Origin of the sequence: Pseudomonas sp. H3(2019) (assembly GCF_007713465.1) — a bacterium.
GTDB lineage: Bacteria > Pseudomonadota > Gammaproteobacteria > Pseudomonadales > Pseudomonadaceae > Aquipseudomonas.
This window is the reverse complement of record NZ_VMSG01000007.1, coordinates 130,822-142,925: the sequence shown is the minus strand read 5'-3', so window position 1 is coordinate 142,925 and position 12,104 is coordinate 130,822. Positions and strand designations below refer to the sequence as shown.

8 protein-coding genes are annotated in these 12,104 nt (G+C 58.3%); 5 read left to right on the top strand and 3 right to left on the bottom strand.

Annotated features, from left to right (window positions below; all coding sequences use genetic code 11):
- Positions 1-86 precede the first annotated feature (86 nt).
- On the top strand, positions 87-2,357 hold the full coding sequence (locus FPT12_RS09665; RefSeq protein WP_218570718.1) for a TonB-dependent siderophore receptor: 2,271 nt from the start codon (positions 87-89) through the stop codon (positions 2,355-2,357).
- A 156-nt stretch (positions 2,358-2,513) separates the two neighbouring features.
- On the opposite strand, the gene FPT12_RS09660 is transcribed toward FPT12_RS09665, so the two are convergent.
- On the bottom strand, positions 2,514-3,560 hold the full coding sequence (locus tag FPT12_RS09660) for an alpha/beta fold hydrolase (protein WP_145016024.1): 1,047 nt from the start codon (positions 3,558-3,560) through the stop codon (positions 2,514-2,516).
- A gap of 61 nt (positions 3,561-3,621) precedes the next feature.
- A complete protein-coding gene (locus FPT12_RS09655) occupies positions 3,622-4,536 on the bottom strand; it encodes a LysR family transcriptional regulator (RefSeq protein ID WP_145016022.1) in 915 nt (304 codons plus the stop codon).
- Between the two features lie 267 nt (positions 4,537-4,803).
- On the opposite strand from FPT12_RS09655, the gene FPT12_RS09650 reads away from it, so the two are divergent.
- From FPT12_RS09650 to pgm, 4 genes are all read left to right on the top strand, one after another.
- Positions 4,804-5,826 carry a zinc-dependent alcohol dehydrogenase family protein gene (locus FPT12_RS09650; protein WP_145016020.1) on the top strand — a complete coding sequence of 341 codons (1,023 nt, stop codon included), beginning with the start codon at positions 4,804-4,806 and terminating at the stop codon, positions 5,824-5,826.
- 598 nt (positions 5,827-6,424) lie between these two features.
- Complete coding sequence (locus tag FPT12_RS09645; RefSeq protein WP_145016018.1) at positions 6,425-7,900, top strand: hypothetical protein; 1,476 nt, start codon at positions 6,425-6,427, stop codon at positions 7,898-7,900.
- Between the two features lie 55 nt (positions 7,901-7,955).
- A complete protein-coding gene (locus FPT12_RS09640; RefSeq protein WP_145016113.1) occupies positions 7,956-9,356 on the top strand; it encodes a PLP-dependent aminotransferase family protein in 1,401 nt (466 codons plus the stop codon).
- A gap of 125 nt (positions 9,357-9,481) precedes the next feature.
- Positions 9,482-11,128, top strand: coding sequence for a phosphoglucomutase (alpha-D-glucose-1,6-bisphosphate-dependent) (gene pgm / locus FPT12_RS09635; protein ID WP_145016016.1), 1,647 nt, complete (start codon positions 9,482-9,484; stop codon positions 11,126-11,128).
- 67 nt (positions 11,129-11,195) lie between these two features.
- Here the strand turns inward: pgm and FPT12_RS09630 are convergent, their stop codons facing one another.
- The gene (locus FPT12_RS09630) at positions 11,196-11,891 is read right to left on the bottom strand and encodes a pirin family protein (protein WP_145016013.1); all 696 of its coding nucleotides are present in this window, start codon (positions 11,889-11,891) and stop codon (positions 11,196-11,198) included.
- Between the last annotated feature and the right edge of the window lie 213 nt (positions 11,892-12,104).

Here is a 12,104-nt window from a genome sequence, read left to right as displayed (position 1 = left end):
TATTATCATTTGGTTTGAGGGATTGGCGTTCTGGTACGGAAACCTAATGAATGCACTTCAATTCTTCGCATCGAAAGGAATCCAGCATGTCGGAACACGGCCGCCCACACAGCGCCAATCCTGACTCATCGCAGGCTACGCAACGCGCTTTTTCGTTTACCTTGAATCGCACTTTCTCTGCCGTACACATGGCGCTATTGCTTGGGCTGACCGGGGGCGCGATGGCTGTGACCGCTGCGCCTGCCTCTGAACCGCAGTCTCCGACGGGCACTGGCGAAGGTAGCCTCGTCCTGTCTGAAACGACGGTGGAGGGCACTATGGGCGCGCCTGCCGACCTGCCGCCCGCGTATGCGGGAGGCCAGGTTGCCACTGGCAGTCGAGTCGGGCTGCTGGGCACCAAGGACTTTATGGAGACTCCCTTCAGCGCCATTAGCTATACCGATGACTTCGTGCGCAACCACCAGGCGAAGGACATCGGTTCGGTAATCGGTGCAACCGATCCATCGGTGAACGTTCCCTCCAAACGGGCCATCCTCGAAACCTTCTTCATTCGTGGTTTCAATACCAGCGCCAACGACATCACCTACAACGGCCTGATCGGCATGGCACCGAACCTGCGCGGTGCGACCGAGTTGGCTGAACGCATCGAAGTGCTCAAGGGCCCGTCCGCGCTGCTGAATGGCATGCCGCCGGATGGCAGCGTCGCAGGCAGCATCAACATGGTGCCCAAGCGCGCCGGCGACGAACCCCTGACACGCCTGACGACCTCTTTTGAATCCAATGGTTTATACGGTGCACATGCCGATGTGGGTCGGCGCTTTGGCGAGCAGAATCAGTTTGGTATCCGCTACAACGGGGCGTACCGCGACGGCGACACCGCGGTGGACGATCAGAAACAAAACATGCAGCTCAATGCGCTGGGCCTGGACTGGCGCGCCGAACGCATTCGCCTGTCGTTGGACGCCTACAAGCACCGTGAACATCTGGAGGGCGCGAACTATTTCGGTATTTTCTCGGTCAACCCCAAGGTCACCAACATACCCCGCGCGAAGAAAGGTGATTACGCGCTGGCACCTGACTGGGCATACACCACCAACGACACCGAAACCTTCTTGCTCAAAGGCGAGGTCGATTTGAATGACTCGCTCACCGCCTTTGCGGCCTATGGGCAGAGGGACGGTGGCCGCAACGCCCTGATGACGCGCGACACGCTGGTCAACAATGCCGGTGATATCAATGTTCTGGCTTATCGCTCGGATGGGCAGGGCACCCAGAAATCTGGCGAGGCTGGCCTGAAGGGCAACTTCGACACCGGCCCCGTAGGCCACCAATGGTCGCTGGCGGCCACTCAGTACAAGTCGGAGATGAGCTTCAAGGATCTCCAGATCCCCAATTACGTGACCACCAACTACTACAACCTTGACTTTGGCCCAACGCCGCCCTTGGGCAAATTCGGTGCTGTTACCTCTCGGACCGAAGACAAGCTGGGCAGTGTTGCTTTTCTCGATACCCTTTCGTTCCTTGATGATCGCATCCAGTGGACGCTGGGCGTGCGACGTCAGTCGGTGGAGAGCACTAACCTGACCCCGGCGCGGGTCAAGACCTCTCACTACGACGAGAGCCGTGTTTCGCCGGCTACCGCGTTGCTGGTCAAGGTCACTGACGATGTATCGGTCTACGCGAACTACATCGAAGGTTTGTCCAAGGGGGGGACGGCTCCGACGACCGCAGCCAATCCAGGTGAAATCCTGAGCCCGATCCAGACGAAGCAGTATGAGGTGGGCGCCAAGCTTGACCTGGGTACGTTCGCCACCACGTTGGCCGTGTTCCAGATCGAAAAACCCAGCACCTTTACCGACCCGGTCACCAACGTTTTTGGCGTCAATGGTGAGCAGCGCAACCGTGGCGTGGAATGGAGCTTCTTCGGTGAGGCCCGACCAGATCTGCGTTTGATGGGCGGTGTTTCCTACACGCAGGCGGTGTTGACGAAGGCGCTGGTAGCGTCGAACGAAGGCAATCAGGTGACCGGCGTTCCGAAAATCATCGCCAAACTTGGGGTCGAGTACGATCTGGAGAGGGTCCCTGGGCTAACCTTGACCGCAGGCACGAACTACGTAGGCAGTCGCTACGTTACGGACGACCATCGGATGGAGTTGCCGTCTTACACCGTTTTCGATGTGGGCGGTCGGTACACCACCAAGGTCATGTCCAAACCTGTGACCTTACGGGCTAACGTAGAGAACATCGCCAACCGGGCATACTGGCTCGGCTCCTACAATGGCGGCGACGGCAGTGGCCTGTCCGGCGGCCTGGGCGCTCCACGTACCCTTCAGCTTTCAGCATCGGTTGATTTCTGACAGTCGGCTAGCCAAGAGGCGGGGAGAGTTCTACGACTTTCTCAGGTCTTGGCGGTACGACACGGCACGCTGGAATTCTCGCTGGATTTAACGATAAAGCCTCGATTGATCGGGGCTTTATCGTGTCAGTGGGTCAGAAACCAGGCGGGGGTAAGGCTACCGCTCATTACGAGGCGCCGGACCCAGAAATCCAGTAATCAGCGACGCCACTTGCTGATGAATCACCTCACGCGATCGCCCGCCGTCGCTATCCTGGCAAATTATGCCGTCCTCCGGCGCCTCGGCTTCGAGCAACTTCACCGCTCCCGGTTTGCACAGAGACGAGAAACTGAAGTGGCTGGCGTCGCTGATCTCTACGTAGTGCGTCGAGGCTTGCGGCAGCCGTTTGGCCAGGTCGGCGGACTCCATCTGCGCGGGAAGGTCTTCAGAGGGCACGCCTGCCGCGATCACCAGTGCCGGAACCGGCAGCGCCGCGAGGCTCGCATCGGTCAACCCGCGTGACAGGCCCAAGTCTAGCGAGACAATGGCGGTGACGCGTTTGTCGCTCAGGTCAGAGCCTAATCGAGTCTTTGACTCTGGGATGCTGCCGGGGTTGATCTGTTGGTAAACGCGGCAACCGGCCAACTGCGGATGCGCCTTGCAGTCTTGGGCAAACCGCGCGGAATCGAAGCGTGCTCCGGCGATTTCCAGTGCGGTCCAGCCGCCGAGGGAATGACCGACCACTGCAATTCGACGCTTCGCGACCGCGCCGAATTGTTCCGGCTGAGCCATGACCGCATCGATGGCCCGGCTCACGTCGGCAGGTCGTTGCCACAGCTGGGCGGCCGCTTCAGGGCTGCGATCCTTGGTGGTGGTGCCCGGATGATTGATCGCCGCGACGATGTAACCTTGGTGGGCGAGTGTGCTGGCCAGCCAGTCCTGATTGCCCAAGTTGCCACGGAAGCCATGGGAGAGCACCACCAACGGATGTTCGCCGCCAGCCGCTGGCGCATTGCGTACGGCGAGGGCACCAACGAACACCGGGCTGTCGGCGATCAATTGCGGTTTGGCAGAGGTTGCACTCGGGTACCAGACGACCATCTCCAGTGCACGCTTGTTGTGCGCGTCTGGCAGGGTCGAGGACTGGAAGCCGATAGGGTTGCCGTCAGCGAGTGCGTGGGTGCAGAGACAGGTCAGAAGCAGGGTGGCGAAAGCTTTTTCCATTTTTCTTATCTTCCTTGACTGGATCAACTGATGGAAAACTGGGCTGACGCGTCAGCCCGTTTCAAAGGCTGTCCGGATCCCCGAAAAACATCTGAATCCGCGAACGCAGCCAGCGCTCGCCCGGATCGTTGTCCTGCGAGCCGCGCCAGGCCATGTGCAGCTCGAAGGTTCGCATCGGCAGCGGCGGGTCTTCGGCGCGTACGCCACCGGCGGCGGTCAGTGCATCGGCGGTGTAGTCTGGCACGGTGGCGAGAATATCGGTGCCGGCCAACAGCGTCCCCAAACCATTGAACTGCGGAACCGCGAGCACCACATGACGCTTGCGCCCGAGTTTCTCCAGTTCTTCATCGATGAAGCCGCTGAGGTCGCCAGCGAAGGACACCAGGGCATGGGGGCGAGCGCAGAAGTCGTCCAGGCTCAAGGCGCCGGGGACCGAGTCGGCGCGCAGCAGTTTCGGCATGCTGCGTCGTAGGACTTTGCGTTTGGCGTTGGCCGGCAAATCTGTGGTGTAGCTGACGCCAATCGAGATTTCGCCTGACGCCAACAGATTAGGCATCAGTAAATAGTTGACGCGTCGCACCACCAGCACGATGCCGGGCGCCTCGGCACGCAGTCGCTTCAACAGCATCGGCAGCAGGGCAAACTCGACATCATCCGAGAGGCCGATGCGAAACACCGCGGTGCTGGTGGCCGGGTCGAACTCAGCGGCGCGACTGACAGCGGTCGAAATCGAATCCAGCGCCGGAGAGAGCAGGGCGAAGATTTCCACCGCCCGGGCCGAAGGCTCCATGCTGCGGCCGGTACGCACGAACAGCGGGTCGTCGAACAGACTGCGCAGGCGTGATAACGCCGCGCTGATGGCCGGCTGGCCGAGAAACAGCTTCTCCGCCGCGCGGGTCACGCTGCGTTCATGCATGAGGGTTTCGAACACGATCAACAGGTTCAGGTCGACACGACGCAGGTCATTACGATTCATCTGGGGTCCTGGCAGAGTCATCAAACTTGACGAGAGCAGCCATATGAGAACAATGGCCGGCATGAATCTTACGGGGAAAGGCTGTTACTCTGCACCGAGTAATTCATTTTTCCCACAATGCTGGTTCGGTTTTCTACGTTGATGGACGTATTGCCGGGGCTGCGGAATCAATGACAGGCATGTCGACTATTAATAGCCACTGATGGTCTTGGTCAGAAAGCCCAGATAGAGTTCAGGGCATTAGAGGTTACTTTGACGAGGTTTGCGATGTCCCGCACGATCCGTTTTCACAAGTTTGGTCCTGCCGAGGTGCTCAAATGCGAAGAGCATGCGGCAGCTCTGCCAGCGCCGGGCGAAGTGCAGGTGCGTGTCGAAGCGATCGGCATCAGTTGGTATGACATCCTCTGGCGCCAGAACCTGGCGTCTTCCCATGCCCGGTTGCCGTCGGGCCTTGGCCATGAAATGGCCGGCGTGGTCACCGCCGTCGGCGAAGGTGTCGATGATCTGGCCCTGGGTGACAAGGTCGCGAGCTTCCCGGCAGAAAGTCCCAATGACTATCCCGTCTACGGCGAGCAAATCGTGCTGCCGCGTTCGGCGCTGACGCGTTATCCGGATGTGCTCAGCCCGATCGAAGCGGCTGTGCATTACACGCCGCTGTTGGTTGCCTACTTTGCGTACGTTGATCTGGCACGGGTCAAGCCTGGCCAGTTTGCACTGGTCACCGATGCGAGCCATTGTGCCGGCCCGTCCTTCGTGCAACTGGGCAAGGCCTTGGGTGTGCGGGTCATTGCCGCGACCAAAACGGCCAGCGAGCGCGAGTACCTGCTATCCCTGGGTGCCGAGAAGGTGATCGTCACTGAAGAGCAGGATCTGCTCATGCAGATCAACAAGCTCACCGACAACCGCGGTGTCGACGTGGTATTCGACGGCCTCGGTGGTCCACAAATGTCGATGCTCGGTGATGTGCTGGCGCCTCGTGGCAGCCTGGTGCTGTATGGCCTGCAAGGCGGCAACCAGACTCCGTTCCCGGCCTGTGCAGCGTTCCAGAAAAACATTCAGTTCTTCGTGCATTGTATCGGTAACTTCACCGGCAAACCGGAACTCGGGATCATTCAGGACCAGGTCGCACTGCAACGGGCCTTGCGCGATATCAACCAGTTGACGGCTGACCGTGTACTGCTGCCACTCAAGACCCGGGTCTTCCCGTTTAGCGAGTTTGTCCAGGCGCACCGTTACATGGATGAGTGTCCGTGTCACGAACGAGTGGCGCTTCAAGTAGAACCTGCATGACGCTTGCGCAAGAGTCCGTGTTGACGGACTCTTGCGTTTTGGCTGGACGGGCAATCCTCTCCTGCCTCTTTGTCCTCTTCCGGTTCAGCAACTGAACTGGTTTTTGCTCCTGATCTGTATCTTCTAATCGTCATATAAGCCCTGATAATTGCATGATTAATTTCATCTCAAGGAATGAGTCATGGCTGGGCCTATTTTTTTAACGGGCACGGGTTTGGGTGCTATGCATACGGACCACTGCTCACCTGCACCTCATGTTAAAACACGGCAAGTAAGCGGTTCGCTTGTTAGTTACGGAAGTATTGCCCTGTTCTGGTTTCTTTATTTCTTGTGCTCATTGTCTGTGGGACGTTGTCGGAATAGTCCTAGGCTGTCCACTCGGTCCGTCGGGGCTCTTTATCTCGGGGGTTGTGGGCGATCGGCCCGGTCGTGAATGTTATTTCTTTAACAATCGTTTCAAATGGTTACCACAATCAAAGTGTTAGCATTTGACAGCAGATACTCACGATAAGCCGTAATCAGCCATCATCGATCGCAGGTCGTGCAAGCAAATGATTGTTTGTGCGGTGCCGACTTTTTGAATATCAGGTAAATGACAATGAGCACAACTCATGATCAAGCGATGAACTATGTCTACCAGCAAGTTTTGCAGCGGTTGCTGAGTTTCTTTTCTCGCGCGGAACGTACTGCGTTGCAGCTGTTGATCCAGCGTCTGGTGGTGGCTGCCGGGGGAATGGAGAGAATCGGTACTTACAAGGTGCTGATGATGCACTCGGGAACGCGCGACAGTTGCTACACATTGGCATTCCTGCGTGCCGCACAGCTGAGTATCGCGGGCAGAGCACCAGCGACCTTCCAGCTGCGTGTCGCCACGCTACGTCTGGGCGGGACGACGCCGACGATCATGGAGAATATTCATAGCAGCTACGGTGCCCTGTTTGTCTACGACGATCCTCGGGTCGAGGTGGTGATGGTCGATAACCGCGAGGTGTTGCCCTTCAGCCATGTGACACCGATGTCTGAGGCAGGCCGCGATTTGAATCGCACCAACATGCTGATGCTCGGCCATTTGCGAGGGGCTGACGGGGTGTTTGAAGCGTGTGGCGACGGCTACCTGGCGACAGGCGAGTTCTACTCGCAGATGGCCCGATGGGAGGGCGGTGTCGATGCGTTGATCAGCGGCGAAACCGTGCGTCAGCAGAAGCAGTTTTTGGCCGGCCTGATGCGCGAGGCACAAAAGGCCGGCCTGCCGGCAATCACTCATCCAGTCTTCAGCTATGAAGGATTGTTTTCAGCGCTCGATCAGTTGGGCGGTGATTGTTATCGCGAGCTTTATGCGGGCCATGAAACGGTCGAGTGGCGGCCACGCGAGAGCTTTGAGACGCGACGCGGCGCAGACTACATCGATATCCAGGACCTGGTGACCGGCAACATGGAAGAGCGCTGGCCATTGCTGACCGACTTTCTCGGGCTGCAACCGGATGAAATTGACGTTCACCTGCGCGAAAACGAATTCGCCAGTCCTGTGCTCACTGCCCATTTGCGGGGCTTGCAGGCCTGCTACGTGAACGGCCTGGCCTACGAAAGCGGATTCAACGAGTACATACAACGGGCGTTGTTGAAGATGCGTAAACGACGTTTGCCAGAGCGGCTTTGTGATCAGGTGCTGGAGGTCTACGGCAATCCGCAGGCAATGGCTGAGCTTCGGACCCTGGCGTCGGCCGAGGCTCAGCAAGTACTGGGGCTCAATGAAACACAACAGCTGTGCCTGCTTTTCGCCCCCTTTGTCGATGCCGGTACCGGGCTCGAGCACTTTTTGCGCCGCTGTCATCCCGGCATGTTGGTGGCGATGCCCGAGCTGCACAAAGCGATGCAGGGCTATACCGCCCCTGAGCAAGTCATGCAATGGATGATCGACGTCAGTGGATTGTCCGTCAGTCTGATCCGCAAACTCTACGGCATGCGTTCGGTGTCCGGGGTCGGACTCGAGGCGGGGGATTCGGGCTTGAGTGCTGAAGGCGTGGGAGAGTCTGAGGTGGGTGACGCCTTGAGTGAATGGTCAGCGAGACGTTGAAGGAGTCTGGTTTGACCGATTCAAACACTACCTGCGCAGCGATTGGCCAGCGTTCATGAAGGGGCAAAGGGAAACTGATTTTGCCTACCAGGCCGTGTACCGATACCTGACCAGCCTGATCGATGAAATGGCGACTGAAGCACCGATCAAACTGCCTTCGCTAAGGCAGCTGGCGGACCGGTTGAACGTGTCGATTTCAACTATTCAGTACGCCTATTCTCTGTTGGAGAAAGAAGGGCGGGTGTATTCGGTAGCAAAGTCCGGTTACTACGCGCTGCCGGTTTCCTTGAACATGTCGTTCAGCAGCGGCAACGATCTGCTTGAAACGGTCTATGTCAGCGCGAGGCGTCCGGGGATGCTGGTTCTGAGTATTGACGAGCCGGCGCTTCTGCAGTCGCTGGACAGTCCGCTGTTACTGCTGGAGCGGGAATTGGTGCGCCAGTATCCGCGCCAACCGCAGCTTCATTCGCAGCCGTGTGGCGAACTGGAGTTACGCACCGCGTTGGCGGCGCGCTACACCACTTCGCCGGCACGCTGCTGGCACGCTGATGATGTTTACATTGGTGCCGACTGGCGGGGTGTGCTGGAAATACTGATCGCAGTGCTCGAACTCAAGGATGCGACCGTGCTGGTGGAGTCGCCCTGTGACTGGGCCATTTTGCGCTTGTTCCAGACTGCTGGCGTGCAGGTAATCGAATTGCCGATAGACAGCAACGGCTGCCTTGACCTTGAGTTGCTTGAGCATTTACTCCAGACCGAGGCGGTTCGCCTGGTGGTGTTGTCGTCGGGCGTGAGCATGCCGCGCGGCAGCCTGATGCCGTCGGATAACCGACAGTCCACCGCCGAGCTGTTGGAACAACACGGCAGTTGGGTACTGGAAAACGACGTGTACGGCGAACTCGCTCATGAGCCGAATGAAAGTCGTTTTCGCGATGTACTCGATCCTGATCGCCTGATCGTGTTTTCCACCTTCGAAAAGTTCATGGGACCTGAGGCGCCTTACGGTTATCTGCTTTCACGGCATTTGAGCGCGCAATTGCAGCGACATTTTTTGCTGCGCTCGTTTCGCCTGTCGCCAATTCGTCAAAAAGCCATCGCACGTTTGTACAGCAGTGGCCGTATCGACCAGCACTTGCTGGTACTGCGCCGGCTATTGAAAGAACGAAAAAGCCGAATGACCCAGATGCTGCAGAACCGTCTGAGCGACTCGCTGGAGTTTGTCGAGCCGGCGGGCGGGGCGACCATCTGGGCGCGCTCGTTACGGCCGGTCGATGTACGGCGGGTCTTCCAGCGCATGCTCAAGCAGCAGGTGGTAATTGCGCCCGGTGAACTGTTCAGTCTGCATGGGCTGCATTCGCAGCACGTCAGGCTCAGCCACACCTTCAGCGGGCAGCATGACCTGGAGGCTGCATTGACGATGCTGGCAGATGCGTTGAGGCTTGAACTCATCGATTGACCGGAAGTCAATATACCCAGCGGATGTCTGGATAGATTTTGTCTGGATAGATATCGTCGCTCTCTGGTCAAACTGCCAGTAAACTGCCTCTCCATTCCTGAACCACTCTTTTTCAGAGGTTTTGCATGACACTCAGTCCTTTTGCGGGCAAACCGGCACCCGTAGAGTTGTTGGTTGACATCCCGCGACTGGTAACGGCCTATTACACCGGCCAGCCCGATGCCTCTGTTTCGACCCAGCGCGTTGCGTTTGGTACTTCAGGCCATCGTGGCAGCTCGTTCGAGCTGAGTTTCAACGAATGGCACGTTCTGGCCATCAGCCAGGCCATCTGCCTGTATCGCGAAGCCCAGGGCATCGACGGCCCGTTGTTTGTCGGTATCGACACCCACGCGCTATCGACGCCGGCCGGCGCCAGTGCGCTGGAAGTCCTCGCCGCCAATGGCGTGACCGTGATGATTGCCGAAGGCGACGAGTACACGCCGACGCCGGCTATTTCCCACGCAATTCTTTGCTACAACCGCGGCCGCACGTCGGGGCTGGCGGACGGCATCGTTATCACGCCGTCTCATAACCCACCGCAAAGCGGCGGTTACAAGTACAACCCCACCAACGGTGGCCCGGCCGATACCCACATCACCAAGTGGATCGAGGCCAAGGCCAACGAGTTGCTCGCCAACAAGCTTGCCGGTGTCAAACGCATCAGCTACGAGCAGGCACTCAAGGCCAGCACCACCCATCGTCACGATTACCTCAATACCTACGTCGCCGATCTGATCAACGTGATCGACTTCGACGCTATTCGTGGCGCCAACCTGCGCCTGGGCGTGGACCCGCTGGGCGGAGCAGGGGTGCGCTACTGGTCGGCGATTGCCGAGCATTACCGCCTGAACCTTGAGGTGGTGAACACCCAGGTCGATCCAACGTTCCGTTTCATGTCCGTCGACTGGGACGGTCAGATTCGCATGGACCCATCGTCCAGCTATGCCATGCAAGGCCTGATCGGGCTGAAAGAACGTTTCGACGTAGCGTTCGCCTGCGACCCGGACCACGACCGCCATGGCATCGTCACCCCGTCCGGTGGCTTGCTGGCGCCGAACAACTATCTGGCCGTGTCCATCGACTATCTGTTCCAGAACCGCCCGCAATGGCGCGCCGATGCGGCGGTGGGTAAAACCGTGGTCAGCAGTGGCTTGATCGATCGCGTTGCCAAACGCCTGAATCGTCGTCTGTACGAAGTACCGGTCGGTTTCAAATGGTTCGCCGATGGCCTGTTCGATGGTTCGCTGGGCTTTGGCGGCGAAGAAAGTGCCGGTGCCTCGTTCCTGCGTAAGGATGGCGGCGTCTGGAGCACTGACAAGGACGGCTTGATTCCAGCCTTGCTGGCGGCTGAAATGACCGCTCGCACAGGGCGTGATCCAAGCCAGGCTTATCGCGCACTGACCGATGAGCTGGGTGAGCCGTTCTCGGTACGCGTCGACGCCAAGGCCAACCCTGAGCAAAAAGCCTTGCTCGGCAAGCTGTCACCGGACCAGGTCAAGTCGACACAACTGGCTGGCGAAGCGATCCAGAGCATTCTCAGCAAGGCGCCGGGTAACGACCAGGCGATCGGCGGCCTGAAAGTCATGACCGAAAATGGCTGGTTCGCGGCTCGTCCTTCGGGCACCGAGGATATCTACAAGATCTACGCCGAAAGCTTCATTGGCGACGATCACCTCAAGCAGTTGGTCAGCGAAGCCCAGACACTGGTGGATAGCGCGATCAGCACGAAGTAATTGCCACAAGGCACAAAAAAGGGGTGACCACAATGGTCACCCCTTTTTGCATCCGGCCTTCAGCGCATCAAGCCAGGTCTACCAACACGATTTCACTGTCTTCTATCGCTGTGACTCGCAGCACCTGCTCCTGTGCGACCGCTACACCGTCTCGAGCTTGTGCACGCAAACCATTGACTTCAATGACCCCGGTGGCAGGCACCAGGTACGCCCGGCGACCGGTGTCCAGTTGATACTCGGCGGTTTCGCCAGCTTTCAGGTTTGCCGCCACCAACCGTGCATCGGCGCGAATCCGCAGGCTTTGGTCGTCGCCGGCCTTGCCGCTGGCCAAGGTCACGAAACCTTCGCGATGACCTTTTGGAAACGGTTTGGCGCCCCAGGACGGTGCCAACCCGGTTTCATTCGGGATGATCCAGATCTGGAAAATCTTCGTCGCCGTCGGCTCCAGGTTGTACTCGCTGTGAGCAATCCCGGTACCGGCGCTCATGACCTGTACATCACCGGCCTCGGTGCGGCCCTTGTTGCCCAGGTTGTCTTCATGGCTGATCGCGCCTTCGCGAACGTAGGTAATGATTTCCATGTCCCGATGCGGGTGTTTTGGGAATCCGGTACCCGGTGCAATCACATCGTCGTTCCACACCCGCAGGTTGCCCCAGTTCATACGCTTGGGGTCGTGGTACTCGGCGAACGAAAAGTGGTGATGGGCATCCAGCCAGCCATGATGGGCGCCGCCCAGGGATTTGAAGGGTCTGAGTTCAAGCATGATCGTCTCCTGTAAAGGTTCGTCATGGGGCGGAACGCCTGAGCCGCAAAACGAGAACCGGTGGTTGATGGCAAGCATCATCTATCAGTTAACAATCGATAAAAAGCGTAAAAACTGCCTCAATCTAATCAGTTTATTGGATGTAAATCGAAGGCTAAACTTTACGTCTCAGCATTCACTTCATCGCTTAAACCAATGATGGATAAGCATTTG